At 56.0% G+C, this 21,893-nt stretch carries 18 protein-coding genes and 1 riboswitch; of the genes, 8 read left to right on the plus strand and 10 right to left on the minus strand.

The features are described 5' to 3' along the window. Nucleotides 1-202 precede the first annotated feature (202 nt). Together rpoB and rpoC are read left to right on the plus strand one after the other, a co-directional pair. A complete protein-coding gene (rpoB, locus tag HB664_RS04375) occupies nucleotides 203-4,231 on the plus strand; it encodes a DNA-directed RNA polymerase subunit beta (protein WP_219940400.1) in 4,029 nt (1,342 codons plus the stop codon). Nucleotides 4,232-4,307: 76 nt separating this feature from the next. Further along, on the plus strand, nucleotides 4,308-8,531 hold the full coding sequence (gene rpoC / locus HB664_RS04380; RefSeq protein WP_023309968.1) for a DNA-directed RNA polymerase subunit beta': 4,224 nt from the start codon (nucleotides 4,308-4,310) through the stop codon (nucleotides 8,529-8,531). 115 nt (nucleotides 8,532-8,646) lie between these two features. Here rpoC and HB664_RS04385 read toward each other — a convergent pair whose 3' ends face one another. The 10 genes from HB664_RS04385 to HB664_RS04430 all read right to left on the minus strand — a co-directional run bounded on the left by HB664_RS04385 (nucleotide 8,647) and on the right by HB664_RS04430 (nucleotide 17,432). Then, a complete protein-coding gene (locus HB664_RS04385) occupies nucleotides 8,647-8,964 on the minus strand; it encodes a PTS lactose/cellobiose transporter subunit IIA (protein ID WP_033146992.1) in 318 nt (105 codons plus the stop codon). After that, nucleotides 8,964-9,272: a PTS sugar transporter subunit IIB gene (locus tag HB664_RS04390; protein WP_023334100.1), complete on the minus strand. Its 309-nt coding sequence runs from the start codon at nucleotides 9,270-9,272 to the stop codon at nucleotides 8,964-8,966. The genes HB664_RS04385 and HB664_RS04390 overlap by 1 nt, the downstream gene beginning before the upstream one ends. A gap of 180 nt (nucleotides 9,273-9,452) precedes the next feature. Further along, a complete protein-coding gene (locus HB664_RS04395; protein ID WP_033146991.1) occupies nucleotides 9,453-10,994 on the minus strand; it encodes a sensor domain-containing diguanylate cyclase in 1,542 nt (513 codons plus the stop codon). 337 nt (nucleotides 10,995-11,331) lie between these two features. Beyond that, a complete protein-coding gene (gene thiH, locus HB664_RS04400) occupies nucleotides 11,332-12,459 on the minus strand; it encodes a 2-iminoacetate synthase ThiH (RefSeq protein WP_219940401.1) in 1,128 nt (375 codons plus the stop codon). Then, on the minus strand, nucleotides 12,456-13,226 hold the full coding sequence (gene thiG, locus HB664_RS04405) for a thiazole synthase (protein WP_047059535.1): 771 nt from the start codon (nucleotides 13,224-13,226) through the stop codon (nucleotides 12,456-12,458). The genes thiH and thiG overlap by 4 nt, the downstream gene beginning before the upstream one ends. A 1-nt stretch (nucleotide 13,227) precedes the next feature. Further along, on the minus strand, nucleotides 13,228-13,428 hold the full coding sequence (gene thiS / locus HB664_RS04410; RefSeq protein WP_039262358.1) for a sulfur carrier protein ThiS: 201 nt from the start codon (nucleotides 13,426-13,428) through the stop codon (nucleotides 13,228-13,230). Then, the gene (gene thiF, locus HB664_RS04415) at nucleotides 13,412-14,167 is read right to left on the minus strand and encodes a thiazole biosynthesis adenylyltransferase ThiF (protein ID WP_054830118.1); all 756 of its coding nucleotides are present in this window, start codon (nucleotides 14,165-14,167) and stop codon (nucleotides 13,412-13,414) included. The genes thiS and thiF overlap by 17 nt, the downstream gene beginning before the upstream one ends. Continuing rightward, complete coding sequence (thiE, locus tag HB664_RS04420) at nucleotides 14,154-14,795, minus strand: thiamine phosphate synthase (RefSeq protein ID WP_219940402.1); 642 nt, start codon at nucleotides 14,793-14,795, stop codon at nucleotides 14,154-14,156. The genes thiF and thiE overlap by 14 nt, the downstream gene beginning before the upstream one ends. Further along, a complete protein-coding gene (gene thiC, locus HB664_RS04425) occupies nucleotides 14,795-16,690 on the minus strand; it encodes a phosphomethylpyrimidine synthase ThiC (RefSeq protein ID WP_033146986.1) in 1,896 nt (631 codons plus the stop codon). Before thiC ends, thiE begins: the two co-directional genes overlap by 1 nt. A gap of 78 nt (nucleotides 16,691-16,768) precedes the next feature. Then, a riboswitch (TPP riboswitch) is annotated at nucleotides 16,769-16,880 on the minus strand. Between the two features lie 54 nt (nucleotides 16,881-16,934). Continuing rightward, nucleotides 16,935-17,432, minus strand: a complete 498-nt coding sequence (locus HB664_RS04430) for an Rsd/AlgQ family anti-sigma factor (protein ID WP_048979202.1) — start codon at nucleotides 17,430-17,432, stop codon at nucleotides 16,935-16,937. A 95-nt stretch (nucleotides 17,433-17,527) separates the two neighbouring features. Here HB664_RS04430 and nudC point away from each other — a divergent pair, with 95 nt between their 5' ends. The 6 genes from nudC (at nucleotide 17,528) to HB664_RS04460 (ending at nucleotide 21,880) form a co-directional block, all read left to right on the plus strand. Continuing rightward, nucleotides 17,528-18,301 carry an NAD(+) diphosphatase gene (nudC, locus tag HB664_RS04435; RefSeq protein WP_219940403.1) on the plus strand — a complete coding sequence of 258 codons (774 nt, stop codon included), beginning with the start codon at nucleotides 17,528-17,530 and terminating at the stop codon, nucleotides 18,299-18,301. A gap of 38 nt (nucleotides 18,302-18,339) precedes the next feature. Then, nucleotides 18,340-19,404: a uroporphyrinogen decarboxylase gene (hemE, locus tag HB664_RS04440; protein WP_029742041.1), complete on the plus strand. Its 1,065-nt coding sequence runs from the start codon at nucleotides 18,340-18,342 to the stop codon at nucleotides 19,402-19,404. 9 nt (nucleotides 19,405-19,413) lie between these two features. Then, nucleotides 19,414-20,085, plus strand: coding sequence for a deoxyribonuclease V (gene nfi / locus HB664_RS04445; protein ID WP_033146984.1), 672 nt, complete (start codon nucleotides 19,414-19,416; stop codon nucleotides 20,083-20,085). A 41-nt stretch (nucleotides 20,086-20,126) separates the two neighbouring features. Next, nucleotides 20,127-20,717: a YjaG family protein gene (locus tag HB664_RS04450; RefSeq protein WP_219940404.1), complete on the plus strand. Its 591-nt coding sequence runs from the start codon at nucleotides 20,127-20,129 to the stop codon at nucleotides 20,715-20,717. Nucleotides 20,718-20,903: 186 nt separating this feature from the next. Then, nucleotides 20,904-21,176, plus strand: coding sequence for a nucleoid-associated protein HU-alpha (hupA, locus tag HB664_RS04455; RefSeq protein WP_002445246.1), 273 nt, complete (start codon nucleotides 20,904-20,906; stop codon nucleotides 21,174-21,176). Between the two features lie 11 nt (nucleotides 21,177-21,187). After that, entirely contained in the window at nucleotides 21,188-21,880 is a 693-nt protein-coding gene (locus tag HB664_RS04460; RefSeq protein WP_033146981.1) for a DUF1481 domain-containing protein, read from the plus strand. The last annotated feature ends 13 nt before the right edge of the window (nucleotides 21,881-21,893 follow it).

Consider the following 21,893-nt stretch of genomic DNA (forward strand, 5'->3'; position numbering starts at 1 on the left):
TCCTGACAATGCATGTTTCTATCGACGACTTAATATATTGCGACAGGGTGCTCGCTCTGTGTAAATCGCGACGAAATGATTTAAGCGTGATAGCAACAGGTATTGCGGAAAGTATTCAATTTTCCGGTCCACAAAATGGTGTTGCACAAACTGTCCCTTCGTCGGACAGATGGGTCGACTTGTCAGCGAGCTGAGGAACCCTATGGTTTACTCCTATACCGAGAAAAAACGTATTCGTAAGGATTTTGGTAAACGTCCACAAGTTCTGGACATTCCATATCTCCTTTCTATCCAGCTTGACTCGTTCCAGAAGTTTATCGAGCAAGATCCTGAAGGGCAGTACGGTCTGGAAGCAGCCTTCCGCTCCGTGTTCCCGATTCAGAGCTACAGCGGTAACTCCGAGCTGCAGTACGTCAGCTACCGCCTTGGCGAACCGGTGTTTGACGTTCAGGAATGTCAGATCCGTGGCGTGACCTATTCCGCACCGCTGCGCGTAAAACTGCGTCTGGTGATCTACGAGCGCGAAGCGCCGGAAGGCACCGTAAAAGACATTAAAGAACAAGAAGTCTACATGGGTGAAATTCCACTCATGACAGACAACGGTACTTTCGTTATCAACGGTACTGAGCGTGTTATCGTTTCCCAGCTGCACCGTAGCCCGGGCGTCTTCTTCGACAGCGATAAAGGTAAAACACACTCTTCCGGTAAAGTACTGTATAACGCACGCATCATTCCTTACCGTGGTTCATGGCTGGACTTCGAGTTCGATCCGAAAGACAACCTGTTTGTCCGTATCGACCGTCGTCGTAAGCTGCCTGCAACCATCATTCTGCGTGCGCTGCAATACACCACTGAACAGATCCTGGACCTGTTCTTTGAGAAAGTGATCTTTGAAATCCGCGACAACAAGCTGCAGATGGAGCTGGTGCCGGAACGTCTGCGTGGCGAGACCGCGTCGTTCGACATCGAAGCCGACGGCAAAGTGTATGTGGAAAAAGGTCGCCGTATCACCGCGCGCCACATCCGCCAGCTGGAAAAAGATGATATCAAACTCATCGAAGTTCCGGTTGAGTACATTGCAGGAAAAGTAGCCGCGAAAGATTACGTTGACGAGTCAACGGGTGAGCTGATCTGCCCAGCGAACATGGAGCTGAGCCTGGATCTGCTGGCTAAGCTGAGCCAGTCTGGCCACAAACGTATCGAAACGCTGTTCACCAACGATCTGGACCATGGCGCGTATATCTCTGAGACTATTCGCGTCGACCCAACCACCGATCGTCTGAGCGCGCTGGTAGAAATCTACCGCATGATGCGTCCTGGTGAGCCACCAACTCGCGAAGCGGCGGAAAGCCTGTTCGAGAACCTGTTCTTCTCCGAAGACCGCTACGATCTGTCCGCGGTTGGTCGTATGAAGTTCAACCGTTCTCTGCTGCGCGACGAAATCGAAGGTTCCGGTATCCTGAGCAAAGACGACATCATCGAAGTGATGAAGAAGCTCATCGATATCCGTAACGGTAAAGGCGAAGTGGACGATATCGACCACCTCGGCAACCGTCGTATCCGTTCCGTAGGCGAAATGGCGGAAAACCAATTCCGCGTTGGCCTGGTACGTGTAGAGCGTGCGGTGAAAGAGCGTCTGTCTCTGGGCGATCTGGATACCCTGATGCCTCAGGATATGATCAACGCCAAACCGATTTCTGCAGCAGTGAAAGAGTTCTTCGGTTCAAGCCAGCTGTCTCAGTTCATGGACCAGAACAACCCGCTGTCTGAGATTACGCACAAACGTCGTATCTCTGCACTCGGCCCAGGCGGTCTGACCCGTGAACGCGCAGGCTTTGAAGTTCGAGACGTACACCCGACGCACTACGGTCGCGTATGTCCAATCGAAACGCCTGAAGGTCCAAACATCGGTCTGATCAACTCCCTGTCCGTGTACGCACAGACTAACGAATACGGTTTCCTCGAGACCCCGTACCGTAAAGTGACAGACGGTGTTGTAACCGACGAAATTCACTACCTGTCTGCTATCGAAGAAGGCAACTACGTTATCGCTCAGGCGAACTCCAACCTGGATGACGAAGGCCACTTTGTAGAAGATCTGGTTACCTGCCGTAGCAAAGGCGAATCCAGCTTGTTCAGCCGCGACCAGGTTGACTACATGGACGTATCCACCCAGCAGGTGGTATCCGTCGGTGCGTCCCTGATCCCGTTCCTGGAACACGATGACGCCAACCGTGCATTGATGGGTGCGAACATGCAACGTCAGGCCGTTCCAACTCTGCGCGCTGATAAGCCGCTGGTTGGTACCGGTATGGAACGTGCTGTTGCCGTTGACTCCGGTGTTACTGCAGTTGCTAAACGTGGCGGTACTGTTCAGTACGTCGATGCATCCCGTATCGTTATCAAAGTTAACGAAGACGAGATGTATCCGGGCGAAGCTGGTATCGACATTTATAACCTGACCAAATACACCCGTTCTAACCAGAACACCTGTATCAACCAGATGCCTTGCGTATCTCTGGGTGAGCCAGTTGAGCGCGGCGACGTGCTGGCAGACGGTCCGTCCACCGACCTCGGTGAACTGGCGCTCGGTCAGAACATGCGCGTAGCGTTCATGCCGTGGAACGGTTACAACTTCGAAGACTCCATCCTCGTCTCCGAGCGTGTGGTTCAGGAAGATCGTTTCACCACCATCCACATTCAGGAACTGGCATGTGTGTCTCGTGACACCAAGCTGGGGCCAGAAGAGATCACCGCTGACATCCCTAACGTGGGTGAAGCTGCGCTCTCCAAACTGGATGAATCCGGTATCGTTTACATCGGTGCGGAAGTGACCGGCGGCGACATTCTGGTTGGTAAGGTTACACCGAAAGGTGAAACCCAGCTGACGCCAGAAGAGAAACTGCTGCGTGCAATCTTCGGTGAGAAAGCGTCTGACGTTAAAGACTCTTCTCTGCGCGTACCAAACGGTGTTTCCGGTACGGTTATCGACGTTCAGGTCTTCACCCGTGATGGCGTTGAGAAAGATAAGCGTGCGCTGGAAATCGAAGAGATGCAGCTCAAACAGGCTAAGAAAGACCTGTCTGAAGAACTGCAGATCCTCGAAGCGGGTCTGTTCAGCCGTATCTATGCTGTGCTGGTTGCCGGTGGCGTTGAAGCTGAGAAGCTCGACAAACTGCCACGCGATCGCTGGCTGGAACTGGGCCTGACCGACGAAGAGAAACAAAATCAGCTGGAACAGCTGGCTGAGCAGTATGACGAACTGAAACACGAGTTCGAGAAAAAACTCGAAGCGAAACGCCGCAAAATCACTCAGGGCGACGATCTGGCACCAGGCGTGCTGAAGATTGTTAAGGTGTATCTGGCCGTTAAACGTCAGATCCAGCCTGGTGATAAGATGGCAGGTCGTCACGGTAACAAGGGTGTTATCTCTAAGATCAACCCGATCGAAGATATGCCGCACGATGCTAACGGTACGCCGGTAGATATCGTACTGAACCCGCTGGGCGTACCGTCTCGTATGAACATCGGTCAGATCCTGGAAACTCACCTGGGTATGGCTGCGAAAGGTATTGGCGACAAGATTAACGCCATGCTGAAGCAGCAGGAAGATGTCGCGAAACTGCGCGAATTCATCCAGCGTGCCTACGATCTGGGTACCGACGTGCGTCAGAAAGTCGACCTGAATACCTTCAGCGATGAAGAAGTGCTGCGTCTGGCTGAGAACCTGAAAAAAGGTATGCCAATCGCAACGCCGGTCTTCGATGGTGCGAAAGAAGCTGAAATTAAAGAGCTGCTGCAACTGGGTGGTCTGCCAACGTCTGGTCAGATTACGCTGTTTGACGGCCGTACCGGTGAACAGTTCGAGCGTCCGGTAACCGTAGGTTACATGTACATGCTGAAACTGAACCACCTGGTCGACGACAAGATGCACGCTCGTTCTACCGGTTCTTACAGCCTGGTTACTCAGCAGCCGCTGGGTGGTAAGGCGCAGTTCGGTGGTCAGCGCTTCGGGGAGATGGAAGTGTGGGCGCTGGAAGCATACGGCGCGGCATACACCCTGCAGGAAATGCTCACCGTTAAGTCTGATGACGTGAACGGTCGTACCAAGATGTATAAAAACATCGTGGACGGCAACCATCAGATGGAGCCGGGCATGCCAGAATCCTTCAACGTACTGTTGAAAGAGATTCGTTCGCTGGGTATCAACATCGAACTGGAAGACGAGTAATTCTCGCTCAAACAGGTCACTGGTGCCGGGTTAACCCCCGGCACCAGATTGTGCTAACTCCGACGGGAGCAAATCCGTGAAAGATTTATTAAAGTTTCTGAAAGCGCAGACTAAAACCGAAGAGTTTGATGCGATCAAAATTGCTCTGGCTTCGCCAGACATGATCCGTTCATGGTCTTTCGGTGAAGTTAAAAAGCCGGAAACCATCAACTACCGTACGTTCAAACCTGAGCGTGACGGCCTTTTCTGTGCGCGTATTTTCGGGCCAGTAAAAGATTACGAGTGCCTGTGCGGTAAGTACAAGCGCCTGAAACACCGTGGTGTGATCTGTGAGAAGTGCGGCGTTGAAGTGACCCAGACCAAAGTGCGTCGTGAGCGCATGGGCCACATCGAGCTGGCGTCTCCGACCGCTCACATCTGGTTCCTGAAATCTCTGCCGTCCCGTATCGGTCTGCTGCTGGATATGCCGCTGCGCGATATCGAACGCGTTCTGTACTTCGAATCTTATGTGGTTATCGAAGGCGGGATGACGAACCTGGAACGTCATCAGATCCTGACTGAAGAGCAGTATCTGGACGCGCTGGAAGAGTTCGGTGACGAATTCGATGCGAAGATGGGTGCGGAAGCTATTCAGGCCCTGCTGAAGAGCATGGATCTGGAGCAAGAGTGCGAGCAGCTGCGTGAAGAGCTGAACGAAACCAACTCCGAAACCAAACGTAAAAAGCTGACCAAGCGTATCAAACTGCTGGAAGCGTTCGTTCAGTCTGGTAACAAACCAGAGTGGATGATCCTGACCGTTCTGCCGGTTCTGCCGCCAGATCTGCGTCCACTGGTTCCGCTGGATGGTGGTCGTTTCGCAACGTCCGATCTGAACGATCTGTATCGTCGCGTTATCAACCGTAACAACCGTCTGAAACGTCTGCTGGATCTGGCTGCGCCGGATATCATCGTACGCAACGAAAAACGTATGCTGCAGGAAGCGGTTGACGCCCTGCTGGATAACGGCCGTCGCGGTCGTGCGATCACCGGTTCTAACAAACGTCCTCTGAAATCTTTGGCCGACATGATCAAAGGTAAACAGGGTCGTTTCCGTCAGAACCTGCTCGGTAAGCGTGTTGACTACTCCGGTCGTTCTGTAATCACCGTAGGTCCATACCTGCGTCTGCATCAGTGCGGTCTGCCGAAGAAAATGGCACTGGAGCTGTTCAAACCGTTCATCTACGGCAAGCTGGAACTGCGTGGCCTGGCCACCACCATCAAAGCCGCTAAGAAAATGGTTGAGCGTGAAGAAGCTGTCGTTTGGGATATCCTGGACGAAGTTATCCGCGAACACCCGGTACTGCTGAACCGTGCACCAACTCTGCACCGTTTGGGTATCCAGGCATTTGAGCCAGTCCTGATCGAAGGTAAAGCTATCCAGCTGCACCCGCTGGTTTGTGCGGCATATAACGCCGACTTCGATGGTGACCAGATGGCTGTTCACGTACCGCTGACGCTGGAAGCCCAGCTCGAAGCGCGTGCGCTGATGATGTCTACCAACAACATCCTGTCCCCAGCGAACGGTGAACCTATCATCGTTCCTTCTCAGGACGTTGTATTGGGTCTGTACTACATGACCCGTGACTGTGTTAACGCCAAAGGCGAAGGCATGGTGCTGACTGGCCCGAAAGAAGCTGAGCGTATTTATCGCGCTGGCCTGGCCTCTCTGCATGCGCGCGTTAAAGTGCGTATCACCGAATACGAAAAAGATGAAAACGGCGAATTCGTTGCGAAAACCAGCCTGAAAGACACGACCGTTGGCCGTGCCATTCTGTGGATGATCGTACCGAAAGGTCTGCCTTTCTCCATCGTCAACCAGGCGCTGGGCAAGAAAGCGATCTCCAAAATGCTGAACACCTGTTACCGCATTCTGGGTCTGAAGCCGACCGTTATCTTCGCTGACCAGACAATGTATACCGGCTTTGCTTATGCAGCGCGTTCAGGTGCATCTGTTGGTATTGATGACATGGTCATCCCAGAGAAGAAACACGAGATCATCTCTGAAGCGGAAGCCGAAGTTGCTGAGATCCAGGAGCAGTTCCAGTCTGGTCTGGTTACCGCGGGCGAACGCTATAACAAAGTTATCGATATCTGGGCAGCGGCGAACGATCGTGTATCCAAAGCGATGATGGATAACCTGCAGACCGAAACCGTGATTAACCGTGACGGCGTAGAAGAGCAGCAGGTTTCCTTCAACAGCATCTACATGATGGCCGACTCCGGTGCGCGTGGTTCCGCAGCACAGATTCGTCAGCTGGCTGGTATGCGTGGTCTGATGGCGAAGCCAGATGGCTCCATCATCGAAACGCCAATCACCGCGAACTTCCGTGAAGGTCTGAACGTACTCCAGTACTTCATCTCCACCCACGGTGCTCGTAAGGGTCTGGCGGATACCGCACTGAAAACTGCGAACTCCGGTTATCTGACGCGTCGTCTGGTTGACGTTGCGCAGGATCTGGTTGTGACCGAAGACGATTGTGGCACCCTCGAAGGTATCACCATGACCCCGGTTATCGAGGGTGGTGATGTTAAAGAGCCACTGCGCGATCGCGTTCTGGGTCGTGTAACCGCGGAAGACATTCTGAAGCCGGGTACTGCAGACATTCTGGTTCCACGCAACACGCTGCTGCACGAGCACTGGTGTGACCTGCTGGAAGCGAACTCTGTTGACTCCGTGAAAGTACGTTCCGTTGTATCCTGTGACACCGACTTTGGTGTATGTGCGCACTGCTACGGTCGTGACCTGGCGCGTGGCCACATCATCAACAAAGGTGAAGCAATCGGCGTTATCGCGGCACAGTCGATCGGTGAGCCGGGTACACAGCTGACGATGCGTACGTTCCACATCGGTGGTGCGGCATCTCGTGCGGCTGCTGAATCCAGCATCCAGGTGAAAAACAAAGGTAGCATCAAGCTCAGCAACGCGAAGTCTGTTGTTAACTCCGCAGGCAAGCTGGTTGTGACCTCTCGTAACACCGAGCTGAAGCTGATCGACGAATTCGGTCGTACCAAAGAGAGCTATAAAGTGCCTTACGGTGCGGTTATGGCGAAAGGTGATGGCGAGCAGGTTGCCGGCGGTGAAACCGTTGCAAACTGGGATCCACACACCATGCCGGTTATCACCGAAGTAAGTGGTTTCATCCGCTTCACTGACATGATCGACGGCCAGACCATTACTCGTCAGACCGACGAGCTGACCGGTCTGTCTTCTCTGGTGGTTCTGGATTCTGCTGAACGTACTACCGGTGGTAAAGATCTGCGTCCTGCACTGAAAATCGTTGATGCTCAGGGTAACGACGTTCTGATCCCGGGTACCGACATGCCTGCGCAGTACTTCCTGCCGGGTAAAGCGATCGTTCAGCTGGAAGATGGCATTCAGATCGGTGCGGGTGATGCTCTGGCACGTATTCCACAGGAATCCAGCGGTACCAAGGACATCACCGGTGGTCTGCCACGCGTTGCGGACCTGTTTGAAGCACGTCGTCCGAAAGAGCCTGCAATCCTGGCTGAAATCAGCGGTATCATCTCCTTCGGTAAAGAGACCAAAGGGAAACGCCGTCTGGTTATCACTCCAGTAGATGGCAGCGAACCGTACGAAGAGATGATTCCTAAGTGGCGTCAGCTCAACGTGTTCGAAGGTGAACGTGTAGAACGTGGTGACGTGGTTTCCGATGGTCCAGAAGCTCCGCACGACATTCTGCGTCTTCGTGGCGTCCACGCGGTAACGCGTTACATCACCAACGAAGTACAGGACGTTTACCGTCTGCAGGGCGTTAAGATTAACGATAAGCACATCGAAGTTATCGTTCGTCAGATGCTGCGTAAAGCAACCATCGAAAACGCAGGCAGCTCCGAGTTCCTGGAAGGCGAGCAGGTTGAATACTCACGCGTCAAGATCGCTAACCGCGAACTGGAAGCGAACGGCAAAATCGGTGCGACCTTCTCGCGCGATCTGCTGGGTATCACCAAAGCGTCTCTGGCAACCGAGTCCTTCATCTCTGCAGCATCGTTCCAGGAAACGACTCGTGTCCTGACCGAAGCCGCTGTTGCAGGTAAACGTGATGAACTGCGCGGTCTGAAAGAGAACGTCATCGTGGGTCGTCTGATCCCGGCGGGTACCGGTTATGCGTACCACCAGGATCGTATGCGTCGTCGTGCTGCGGGCGAACTGCCAGCTGCACCGCAGGTAACTGCTGAAGATGCATCCGCGAGCCTGGCAGAACTGCTGAACGCAGGTCTGGGCGGTTCCGACAACGAGTAATCGTTGATGCCCGGTGATGAGCATTACCGGGCATGTGCCTCGTAGGTCGGGTAAGCTCAGTGCCACCCGACAATAAAAAACCCGCCTCGGCGGGTTTTTTTACATCTGTAGGTTATCAGTTCACCAACGGGATCCGACGATAAAGCTCAATCATATCGCCCGCCAGATCCTGAATGACCATCGCGTTCATCAGGTGATCCTGAGAGTGGACGGTGATCAGGTTAACCGGAAGCTTCCCGGTCCCTTCGTCAAAACCGATAAGCTGCGTCTGGATCGTGTGCGCATGCTTCACATATTCGCGCGACTCTTCCATCGCTTTTTCTGCTTCGTCAAACTCACCTTTACGCGCCATCTGTAGCGCCGTCAGGGCCGCACTGCGCGCCGCGCCTGCGTTGACCAGCAGTTCCATAATCGTGGTTTCTAAGTCTTCCATTATGACTCCAGAAGTTTGAGCGCTTTTTCCAGGACGGCATCGCCTTTCATCATGCCGTAATCCATCATGTCGATCACCGCGACCTTTTTACCCAGCGGCTCGGCCTGCGCCTGTAGCTTGGCCTGCTCGTATTTAACCTGTGGCCCCAGCAATACGATGTCGGCCGTCGCGATGTTGTCTTTAAACTCCGCAACCGGAACGGCTTTAATGGTGACTTCAACCCCTTTTTTCTGCGCGGCGTCTTTCATACGTTGAACCAGCATGCTGGTTGACATTCCCGCTGCACAGCATAAAACGATGTTCTTCATAATCAGCCTCGATCTACATGTGTTTATTGATAATTATCCCGTGCAGAGCGCTTCAACAACCGGTTTACCGCGATTGTGTGTCAGGCATCACAAAGAAACCGGCGATTTTCTGAAACCGGTTACAATTTTACATTGTCGGGTACCCGGCCCGTGGAAACGGGCAGGGTGAAAGAGGAAGGATTAGCTGATGGACGTTCGATTGATGCGGTTTTTGCCCTGCTGTTTGGCGCTGTAGAGGGCGCTATCAACGCTTCCGACAAATTGCTCCAGCGGTTCAAAATGCCACTCCCCAAGACCGCCGCTGAACGTAACCCGCAGGTTTTCTTCTCGCCAGACGCGTTTTTCAACTGCGGTACGCCAGGCTTCCAGCAATGAGAGCGCAGACGTCATCTGCTCAGCCTGGAAGATTACCGCGAACTCTTCTCCACCATAGCGGTAAATCGAGACGTGATGTGGCTGCATAATCTGGATCCCTTCGCGGGCCACGTTGCGCAGAACGATATCACCGGTCAGGTGGCCCAGCGTGTCGTTAATCGACTTGAAGTTATCGATGTCTACCAGCGCCAGCGCGAAAGGCTGCTGGGCATTCAGCAGCTCCGCGATATCGCTATCGAACGCGCGGCGGTTTTTACAGCCCGTCAGCGCATCGTGAGTGGCCTGGCGCACATAGGCCATCTCACGCTCTTTATTGGACTGGATAGTGTGGCTCAGCATCGCTTCCAGGCGCGGCGCTTCGCTGACGTCGCCGGTTTTGATGGCATTGATAATGTGCATCAGCACGGTACGCGAGGCGTGACGGAGGTATAAGCCGAAGAGGATGATGATGATTGCCGCCAGCGCAAACCCCCAGCCAACAATCGTCGTTTCGTGGCGGGTGATATCGGTGAGCGTCTCGCCAGAGACCCGGTAGATGACAAACCAGTCCGGATTGGTAAACGAGTAGTAGTAGTACCAGGCGTTGCTTTTCTTATCGTAAAGGTGGCCTTCGCCGCTGGTCATTTTGTCCATCAGCGCTTCGCTCACGTATTGTTTGAAGAGCGCGCCTGTATCCGGGTGAAGCACAACGGCGCCGTCGCGTTCAACGACGAAGAATTCTCCCTGGACGGGCGCCACCATCTGACGCAGGGTGAAGCCCATTGACGTCAAATCGAGATGAAACGCGATCGTTCCCTTCAGTCTGCCTTCGGGTGAAATCAAGGGCTTATAAAGTGTGACCGTCGGATGGCCGGTGAAGTAGTCCATGTACGGGCGAGTATAGTGGCTGAAGATACTGGCTTCGGCCTGAGCGATAAACCACGGCCGCGTCCGGGGATCGAAGGTTTTACTCTTCTGCGTGGGGAGCACTTCCGGCGCGCGGAGATAATGCCCCTGCGTGTCCGCCAGCGAGATGGAGGACACGGTCGGCATCAGGTTTTGCAAATGCATCATCATCTGCAGCCCCTGCGTCGGGTTGACGTTGAGCGTCTCGTTTAGCCTGTCGTCGCGGGCAAAGTACATCGCGGAACGGCCCAGGATATAGTCGTTTTCACGCAGGATAGATTCGGTGTAGTTCACCGCCAGGTTGTGCGTGAAATTGCTGTTTATCTTATGATAATCCTCAAGAAAATCCTTTCGTTGCGAAAGCGTCACCGCGATCGCGATCACCGCAAAACTGCATAGGATCCCCGCGAAGCTGAGCATGATTGGCCGGGTAAAAGAGAGCTTTTTGCTGTGAAGTGCCATGAGCTGTACATCGTTCCTGATGGTGAATACTTTTCGTCTGCCGATATCCTCTCAGCATAGTCGCTGTCCTGCGGTTAGCGGTGAATTATACGGCACACGATTTCTGGCGGGATGATTTATCTTAAGAACCATTAAGAAATTACTTATTCAACCTGCTGGCGGCCGTGTGCGCAATGAACCAGAGGCAGGGCGAAACGAGGAAGAAGCTTTTCGCCCTGGTCAGCATCCGTTGCTGACCGTGTGACAATAAAAAACCGGACGATCGCTGACAACCACCCGGTTTTGCCTTTTCGTCGCGCCTCGACAATTTTTTATGGTGTTGCAGCGCGTTTCATCGTCATTGCGAGGCTCTTCCCAGCCAGCTGTCCCAGTCTTTCCAGACAGGCTGAAGACCCTGCGCCGTCAGGGCTGCGGCGACCGCTTCCGGACGTCGTCCGTCATGCGGCACAAACTGCTCGAGCTCCGGACGATCGTCGGCGTAGCCGCCTGGCTGCGTTTTGGAAAACGCGCTGACGTTGTTAATCGCAAGCGGGATAACGCGATCGCGAAACGCCGGGGATTCACGCGTTGAGAGCGATAATTCCACTTCCGGGGCGAGCAGGCGAAACGCACAGATGGTCTGCACCAGCTGGCGTTCATCCATCAGCGAAGCCGGTTCAATCCCGCCCGCGCAAGGTCTCAGGCGCGGGAAGGAGATGGAATAACGGCTCTGCCAGTAGTGCTGCTGAAGCCACAGCAAATGTTCCGCCACCATGTAACAATCCACCCGCCAGCTGTCAGAGAGCCCGATCAGCGCCCCCAGACCGATTTTGTCGATCCCCGCGCGACCCAGCCTGTCCGGCGTTTCCAGGCGGAAAAAGAAATCCTGTTTCTTGCCCTTCAGGTGATGCCGGGCGTACGTCGCCTCGTGATAGGTTTCCTGGTAGACCATGACCCCGTCCAGCCCAAGGGTTTTGAGCTCCGCATACTCCTTCTGCGCCAGGGGCTGCACTTCCATCTGCAGCGACGCAAACTGACGACGAATGGCGGGAAGGTGCTGACGGAAATAGTCCATTCCCACTTTTCCCTGATGCTCGCCCGTGACCAGCAGAAGATGTTCAAAGCCCATTTCACGAATGGACGCGCACTCGCGGGCGATCTCACCTTCATCGAGCGTTTTACGCTTGATGCGGTTGCTCATGGAAAAACCGCAGTAGGTGCAGTCATTGGCGCACAGGTTTGAGAGGTAGAGCGGCACGTAGAAGCTCACCGTGTTGCCAAAACGCTGGCGGGTGAGCCGCTGTGCTCGCTGGGCCATCGGTTCGAGGTACGCGCTGGCCGCCGGGGAGAGCAGGGCCATCAGATCCTCGCGGGTCAGATGGCGGGCATGCAGCGCGCGCTCCACGTCAGCCGCCGTTTTGCTGTTAATGCGCAGGGCAATGTCGTCCCAGCTAAGCTGCCGCCAGCGCTCGGTAAACGTGCTCATGAGATCGCCTCCAGAAAACCGGTCAGCGGGCTGGTGGCCTGTGCCTGGAAACTGCGCGAGCCGGGGCCGGATTCCCTTGCCAGCAGGCCAGCCTCTACGGCCATGCGGAACGCACGCGCCATCATGACCGGATCGTCGGCAACCGCGATGGCCGTGTTGACCAGCACCGCGTCGGCGCCCATCTCCAGCGCCTGCGCGGCATGGCTGGGCACGCCAATGCCCGCATCAACCACCACCGGCACGGTAGCTTGCTCAATAATGATTTCCAGCATTGCGCGGGTTTCAAGCCCCTGATTGGAGCCAATGGGGGCACCCAGCGGCATGACGGCGGCGCACCCGACCTCTTCCAGCCGTTTGCACAGAACAGGGTCGGCGCCGCAGTAAGGCAGGACGATAAACCCTTGCTGCACCAGCTTTTCAGCCGCTTTCAGCGTTTCGATGGGGTCGGGCAGCAGCCAGCGGGCGTCAGGATGAATTTCCAGCTTCAGCCAGCGGGTGCCGAGCGCCTCGCGGGCCAGCTGCGCGGCAAAAATCGCCTCTTCGGCCGTTTTGGCACCGGAGGTGTTGGGCAGCAGCGTGACGCCTGCCTCCAGTAAAGGCGCCAGAATGGCATCGCTGTGATGGCGCAGATCCACGCGCTTGAGCGCCAGCGTCACCAGCTGGCTGCCGCTTTCGCGAATGGCATCCACCATCAGCTGCGGCGAGGCGAATTTTCCGGTTCCGGTAAACAGATGTGAATCAAAGACTTTATCGGCAATACGTAACATCTCAGCCCCCTGCGATAACCTGAAACAGCAGGATCTGGTCACCGTCATTGACCTGCTGATGTTCCCACTGCTCGCGCGGCAGGATCTGTTGATTGAGCGCCAGCGCCGTTCCCGGCTTGAGCTGGCGCAGCTTGTCGAGCAGTACCGCAACGGTGAGCCCGTCGTCGCATTTCATCGGCTCATCGTTAAACAGAATGCGCATCGCGGCCTCCGCATACCGGGCAGCGGCTGGCGCGGTGTAACGCCAGATGGCGCCAGCCGCTGGAGCGGGCATCAAACAGCCGCAGCGTATTGCGTTCCGTCTCCATGCCGCTGAGCAGCTTGATGGCCTCCAGCGCCTGCATTGTGCCCATTACGCCGACCACCGGACCCAGAATGCCCGCCGTACGGCAGTTGCGCGCCGGCTCTGCATCATCCGGCCACAGGCAGCGATAGCAGCCCTGCGACCACGGCGGGGTCAGGACCATCATCTGCCCGCCGAACCCCACCGCGCTGGCGGTGATAAGCGGCGTATTATTTGCCACGCAGGCGGCGTTAATCGCCTGGCGCGTCGCCATGTTGTCGGTACAGTCCAGCACCACGTCGGCAAGGGCGACCTCACGGCGCAGGTTTTCACCGCTGAGCCGATCCTGCAGGGCAATCAGCGCGATATCCGGGTTGAGCTGGTTCAGGCGCTGCCGGGTAATTTGCGCTTTTGGCTGGTTGATATCCTCGGTGGTAAAGAGGATTTGTCGCTGCAGGTTGCTGAGGTGAACCTCGTCGTCGTCGGCCAGCACCAGCGTGCCGATACCTGCACCAGCCAGATAAAGCGCGGCGGGCGCGCCTAGCCCGCCCAGACCGACAATCAGCACCCGGCTGGCGAGCAGCTTTTGCTGTCCGTCGATGGCGATATCTTCCAGCAGGATCTGACGGCTGTAGCGCATAAAATCACGATCGTTCATCACCCGCTCCTGCCAGCTGTAACAGCTGTTCGGTGGCGAACCGCCAGTCTGCGGCCTGGGTGATGGCGCTGACGACGGCGATACTGCCGACGCCGGTCTCCAGCACCGCCGGGGCGCGTTCAAGGCTGATTCCGCCAATGGCGACGGTAGGGTAATCGGCAAGGCGTTTAACGTGACTCGCCAGCTGCGTCAGACCCTGCGGTGCGGAGGGCATCTGCTTGGTTTGCGTCGGGAAGACGTGACCCAGCGCGATGTAAGAGGGACGGGCCGCCAGCGCCACGTCGATCTCCATGTCATCGTGCGTTGAAACGCCAAGACGCAACCCGGCTTCGCGGATAGCGCTCAGATCCGTTGTTTCCAGGTCCTCCTGACCCAGGTGCACGCCGTACGCCTGGTGCTTAACGGCCAGCCGCCAGTAATCGTTGATAAACAGACGGGCGTTATGCCGACGGCCAAGCGCGATGGCGGCAGCCACATCGGCTTCCACCTCGTCATCGCGTTTATCCTTGATGCGCAGCTGGATCGTTCGAACGCCTGTCTCCAGCAGGCGCTCTATCCACGCCACGCTGTCCACCACCGGATAGAGCCCTAAACGGTAGGGGACGGGCGGGAAATCGGGCTTATACATTACGCCTCCTCTTTTTTGAGGTAGATTTCGCCGCCTCTGGCGCGGAAGGTTTCAGACATGTCCGCCATACCCACTTCAATAGTTTGCGCGGCGGCGTAGTCGCGCACCTCCTGGCTGATTTTCATCGAGCAGAATTTTGGCCCGCACATAGAGCAGAAGTGCGCGACTTTGCCTGACTCCTGCGGCAGGGTCTCGTCGTGATAGGCGCGGGCGGTGAACGGGTCCAGCGCCAGGTTGAACTGGTCTTCCCAGCGGAATTCAAAGCGTGCCTTCGACATGGCGTTATCGCGGATTTGCGCGCCCGGATGGCCTTTGGCCAGATCCGCGGCGTGGGCGGCGATTTTGTAGGTAATCAGCCCCTGCTTCACGTCCTCTTTGTTTGGCAGGCCGAGGTGCTCTTTTGGCGTCACGTAGCAGAGCATCGCGCAGCCGAACCAGCCGATCATCGCCGCCCCAATGCCCGACGTGAAGTGGTCATAGCCCGGCGCAATATCTGTGGTCAACGGCCCCAGGGTATAGAACGGTGCTTCGTGGCAGTGCTCCAGCTCCTCGGTCATGTTGCGGCGGATCATCTGCATCGGCACGTGTCCCGGGCCTTCAATCATCACCTGCACGTCATACTCCCAGGCGATTTTGGTCAGCTCGCCCAGCGTGTGCAGCTCGGCAAACTGCGCTTCGTCGTTCGCGTCGCGAATAGAGCCCGGACGCAGGCCGTCGCCCAGCGACAGAGAGACATCGTAGGCAGCGCAGATTTCGCAAATTTCGCGGAAGTGTTCGTAGAGGAAGTTTTCCTGATGATGGGACAGGCACCACTTCGCCATGATGGAACCGCCGCGCGAGACGATGCCTGTCAGACGCTTTGCGGTCATCGGCACGTAGCGCAGCAGCACGCCCGCGTGAATGGTGAAGTAGTCCACGCCCTGTTCGGCCTGCTCCAGCAGCGTGTCGCGGAACGCTTCCCAGGTGAGGTCTTCGGCAATGCCATTGACCTTTTCCAGCGCCTGATAAATCGGGACGGTGCCAATCGGTACCGGGCTGTTACGCAGGATCCATTCGCGGGTTTCGTGAATATAGCGTCCAGTGGAGAGGTCCATTACCGTGTCCGCGCCCCAGCGCGTGGACCAGACCAGCTTCTCCACCTCTTCTTCGATGGAGGAGGTGACGGCCGAGTTACCGATGTTAGCGTTGACCTTCACCAGGAAGTTGCGGCCAATAATCATCGGCTCGGATTCCGGGTGGTTGATATTGGCAGGGATAATCGCGCGGCCTGCGGCCACTTCGTCACGCACAAATTCCGGCGTGATGTTCTCCGGCAGGCGAGCGCCAAAGCCTTCACCCGGATGCTGATAGCGCAGCACTTCGCTACGGATGCGCTCGCGACCCATGTTTTCGCGGATGGCGATGAACTCCATCTCCGGCGTGACGATGCCCCGGCGCGCGTAGTGCAGCTGGGTCACGCATTTGCCCGCCTTAGCGCGTTTTGGCGTCAGCAGGCCGGTAAAGCGCAGCTCGTCCAGACCGTCGTCGGCCAGGCGCTCTTTGGTGTAGGCAGAGCTGAGTACGCTCAGTTCTTCACAGTCGTTGCGCGCATCAATCCACGGCTGGCGCAGCTTTGCCAGACCCTGCTGGACGTTGATGGCAACATCAGGATCGCCGTAAGGACCGGAGGTGTCATATACCGGCACGGCTTCGTTGTCTTCATACTGCGGGTTATCTTTGCTGCCGCCGATAAGCGTCGGGCTAAGCTGAATTTCGCGCATTGGGACGCGGATATCGGCCTGCGAGCCGGAAATATAGATGCGTTTCGAGTTCGGGAAAGCGGTGCCTTCCAGCGTGTCGATGAAGTGTTGGGCCTGTGCGCGCTGTTCGCGGCGGGTCAGTTTTGCAGTAGACATAGCTCATTCCAAAAGTGAAGGACATGGCTTGTCAGACGACGGATGAAGCAAGAGAGGATCGCCCTCAGGCGATACAACAGCAGTGTGACTCTTGTTCCCTTCGCAGGTATTAGCCTGATCAGGTTCCGCGGATCCCGAATTAACGGTCTCAGCCCGCGCTTTCAGGCGCTGGGCACTCCGACAAGAAAAATCCCCCTCGTGAGAGGGGCGAATGGTTGTAAATTACTCGTTAACGATGAAGAACTCAAGCAGGGCGCGCGACGTTCTCTTCGTTACTGATGTTCAAATCATTGTCCAGCACGAGGGCTATCAGCTTATCTTCCAGCGTGAATCGCTCTTCCAGCGCTTCACCGAGGTCGGATAGCGCCTGCTGAAACTCAAGATAGTTATCGTGATCGATAGCGTTCTCGAGCGCGGAATCATAGTAATCCATGATCTGCTGGGTGTTGGCTTCCAGAAGGGGATAGAGCTTGCTGGCCGCTAAATACGGCGTTGTCCCTTCCATTTCGCGGATAATGCGTTCATAAATATTGAAATGGCCGTCGGACAGATAGTCGACCAGGCCCTGACAAAAATCATCCAGCGCTTTTTCATTCAGTCGCATAAACGATTCTTTGCCAGGCTTAATACCGACCAGATTGTAATAAGCCACGAGTAGATGCTTGCGTACATGTAGCCAGCGATCCACCAGTTTGTTATTTCCTCTAACGCGCTCAGTCAGGCTTTCCAGCTGGTTTAACATGGTCGACTCCGCAAAATGTAGGATTGAATCTGCTTATCCAGAATGTAACCACAATGCTAACAACATGTCAGTGAAGCGAAGGTAGTGCAATAGATATGGATCGTATTATTGAAAAATCAGATCTTGGTTGGTGGATCGTCAGTCACGAACAAAAATTATGGCTTCCTGCCGGGGAAATCCCCTACGGTGCAGCTGAGGCGTTCGATCTCGTTGGCCAGCCAGCGCTGAAGATCGGCGAGTGGCAGGGTGAGCCGGTGTGGTTGATCCAACAGCCCCGCCGCCAGGATATGGGATCGGTGCGCCAGGTGCTGGATCTGGACGTGGGGCTGTTCCAGCTGGCGGGGCGCGGCGTGCAGCTTTCTGAGTTTTACCGCTCGCATAAATACTGCGGCTACTGCGGTCATACCATGCGTCCGAGCAAAACCGAGTGGGCGATGCTCTGCAGCCACTGCCGCGAACGCTACTATCCGCAGATAGCGCCGTGCATTATCGTCGCTATCCGCCGGGAGGATTCCATCCTGCTGGCGCAGCATACCCGCCATCGCAACGGCATTCACACCGTGCTGGCCGGCTTCGTCGAGGTGGGCGAAACGCTGGAGCAGGCGGTAGCGCGCGAGGTGATGGAGGAGAGTGGGATCAAAGTGAAGAACCTGCGCTACGTTACCTCGCAGCCGTGGCCGTTCCCGCAGTCGCTGATGACGGCATTTATGGCCGAATATCATAGCGGCGAGATCGTTATCGATCAGAAAGAGCTGCTGGAAGCAAACTGGTATCGCTACGACGATCTACCGCTGTTACCTCCGCCGGGCACCGTGGCGCGTCGGCTGATAGAAGATACCGTGGCGATGTGTCGGGCCGAGTATGAGTAGTGTTACACTGAGGCCATGACGCTTAAGGAACTGCAAAAATGACCGAACTGAAGAACGATCGTTATCTGCGTGCGCTGCTGCGCCAGCCCGTTGATGTCACCCCGGTGTGGATGATGCGCCAGGCGGGACGCTATCTCCCGGAGTACAAAGCCACGCGCGCGCAGGCGGGCGATTTTATGTCGCTGTGCAAAAATGCCGAGCTGGCCTGCGAAGTGACGCTCCAGCCGCTGCGCCGCTTCCCGCTGGATGCTGCGATCCTCTTCTCGGATATTCTGACCATTCCGGATGCAATGGGCCTTGGCCTGTACTTCGAAACCGGTGAAGGTCCGCGTTTCACCTCCCCAATCAAAAGCAAAGCCGACGTGGATAAGCTGCCGATCCCCGATCCGGAAGGCGAGCTGGGCTACGTGATGAACGCCGTGCGCACCATTCGCCGCGAGCTGAAAGGTGAAGTGCCGCTGATTGGCTTCTCCGGCAGCCCGTGGACGCTGGCGACCTATATGGTCGAAGGGGGCAGCAGCAAAGCCTTCACCATGATTAAAAAGATGATGTACGCCGAGCCGCTGGCCCTGCATGCGCTGCTCGACAAGCTGGCGAAGAGCGTCACCCTCTACCTGAACGCGCAGATTAAGGCGGGTGCGCAGTCGGTGATGATTTTCGATACCTGGGGCGGCGTGCTGACCGGGCGCGATTATCAGCAGTTCTCCCTGTACTACATGCACAAAATCGTCGACGGCCTGCTGCGTGAAAACGAAGGCCGCCGCGTGCCGGTGACGCTGTTCACCAAAGGTGGCGGCCAGTGGCTGGAAGCGATGGCGGCAACCGGCTGCGACGCGCTGGGCCTCGACTGGACCACCGATATCGCCGATGCGCGTCGTCGCGTGGGCGACAAAGTGGCGCTGCAGGGCAATATGGACCCGTCCATGCTCTATGCGCCGCCAGCGCGCATTGAAGAAGAAGTGTCGACTATACTGTCTGGTTTCGGCCAGGGTGAAGGCCACGTCTTTAACCTCGGCCACGGCATTCATCAGGATGTGCCGCCAGAACACGCAGGCGTATTTGTGGAGGCGGTGCATCGGCTTTCTGCCCAGTATCACAAGTAAGGAGTGGTTATGGATCTCGCGTCGCTACGCGCTCAACAAATCGAACTGGCCTCATCGGTGATCCGCGAGGATCGTCTGGATAAGGATCCTCCGCAGTACATTGGCGGAGCAGACGTCGGATTCGAGCAGGGCGGGGAAGTGACGCGAGCGGCGATGGTGGTACTGAAATACCCTTCGCTTGAACTGGTGGAGTTCAAGGTTGCGCGTATCGCGACCACCATGCCGTACATTCCGGGCTTTCTCTCCTTCCGCGAATATCCCGCGCTGCTGGCAGCGTGGGAGCAACTCTCGCAAAAACCTGACCTGCTGTTTGTCGATGGACACGGTATCTCACACCCGCGCCGTTTAGGCGTTGCCAGCCACTTTGGTCTGCTGGTGGATGTGCCGACCATTGGCGTTGCCAAGAAACGCCTGTGCGGCGCGTTTGAACCTCTTTCAGCCGAGCCGGGCGCGCTGGCGCCGCTTATCCATAAAGGTGAGCAGCTAGCGTGGGTCTGGCGCAGCAAGGCACGCTGTAATCCGCTCTTTATCGCCACGGGGCACCGGGTGAGCATGGACAGCGCCCTGGCGTGGGTGCAGCGCTGCATGAAGGGCTACCGCTTGCCGGAGCCGACGCGCTGGGCAGACGCCGTGGCATCTTCGCGTCCGGCTTTTGTTCGTTGGCAGGAAATTCAGCGATGATTCAGGTAAACTGCGCCTAATTTTCGATTCGAGAGATCATCATGCTACAAAACCCGATTCACCTGCGCCTTGAGAAACTTGAAAGCTGGCAGCACGTGACGTTTATGGCTTGCCTGTGCGAGCGCATGTATCCCAACTATGCCGCGTTCTGTAAGGAGACGGGCTTTGGTGATGGCCATATCTACCGCCGCATTCTGGATCTGATCTGGGAAACGCTGACGGTGAAAGACGCGAAGGTGAACTTCGACTCCCAGCTGGAAAAGCTGGAAGAGGCGATTCCGGTTGCGGATGATTTTGACCTGTACGGTGTCTACCCGGCGATTGATGCCTGCGTGGCGTTAAGCGAACTGCTTCACTCCCGTCTGAGCGGTGAAACGCTGGAGCACGCAGTTGAAGTCAGTAAGGCATCTATTACGACCGTCGCGATGCTGGAAATGACCCAGGAAGGCCGCGAGATGACCGACGAAGAGCTGCGTGCGAACCCGGCGGTTGAGCAAGAATGGGACATTCAGTGGGAAATTTTCCGCCTGCTGGCAGAGTGTGAAGAACGCGATATTGAGCTGATAAAAGGGCTGCGAGCGGACTTACGAGAGGCTGCTGAGAGCAATATTGGTATAATTTTTAACCAATGAGACAATAAATCTTGAGATAACGCCCGTTTTGTCGCTCCTCGACTCTTCCCTTTCGCCCCTTGTCTGGTCTACATTTGGGGGGCGAAAAAAAGTGGCTATCGGTGCGTGTATGCAGGAGAGTGCTTTTTTGGCATTTTCGTCGCACTCGATGCTTAGCAAGCGATAAACACATTGAAAGGATAACTTATGAACAAGACTCAACTGATTGATGTAATTGCGGACAAGGCTGATCTGTCTAAAGTGCAGGCTAAAGCTGCTCTGGAATCTACCCTGGCTGCTATTACTGAGTCTCTGAAAGAAGGCGATGCTGTGCAACTGGTTGGTTTCGGTACCTTCAAAGTGAACCACCGCGCTGAGCGTACTGGCCGCAACCCGCAGACCGGTAAAGAAATCAAAATCGCCGCAGCTAACGTGCCGGCATTTGTTTCTGGTAAAGCACTGAAAGACGCTGTTAAGTAAGACGCGTGGCAGTGAACAGTTTTAGCGAAGGGGCGGCAACGCCCCTTTTGTCTTTCTGGCGTGGAACGCTCGCGCTGGCAGGCATGCTGCTGCTGTCAGCCTGCAGCCACGACACCTCCCTGCCGCCGTTTACCGCCAGCGGCTACGCGGACAACCAGGGCGCGGTCAGGATCTGGCGCAAAGATTCCGGCGGCGAAGTGCATCTGCTTTCTGCCTTCAGCCCGTGGCATAACGGCAATACGTCAACTGCGGAATATCGCTGGCAGGGAGATGACCTGTCGCTGATTGAACTGAACGTCTACAGCAAGACCCCCGAACACGTGAAAGTGCGTTTTGACGACCATGGTGAGCTGAGCTTTATGCAGCGCGAAGTCAGCGGCCAAAAACAGCAGCTTTCCAGCGATCAAATCGCCCTCTACCGTTATCGTGCCGAACAAATCCGCCAGACCAGCGATGCGCTTCGTCTGGGACGCGTTGTGCTGCGCCAGGGGCGCTGGCATGCCGATGGGACGGTGACAACCTGCGAAGGACAGACGGTCAAGCCTGAGCTCGAATCCTGGGCAACAGAACACATTCAGCGCCGTCAGCGTCATTCATCAATGGAGGTGAGTGTGGCGTGGCTGGAAGCGCCGGAAGGCTCTCAGCTGTTGCTGGTGGCGAACGAAGACTTCTGCACCTGGCAGCCGACAGAGAAGAGTTTTTGATTTAAATCCCCTC

It is taken from the genome of Enterobacter sp. DNB-S2, assembly GCF_019443845.1.
GTDB classification, from domain to species: Bacteria; Pseudomonadota; Gammaproteobacteria; order Enterobacterales; family Enterobacteriaceae; genus Enterobacter; species Enterobacter asburiae_B.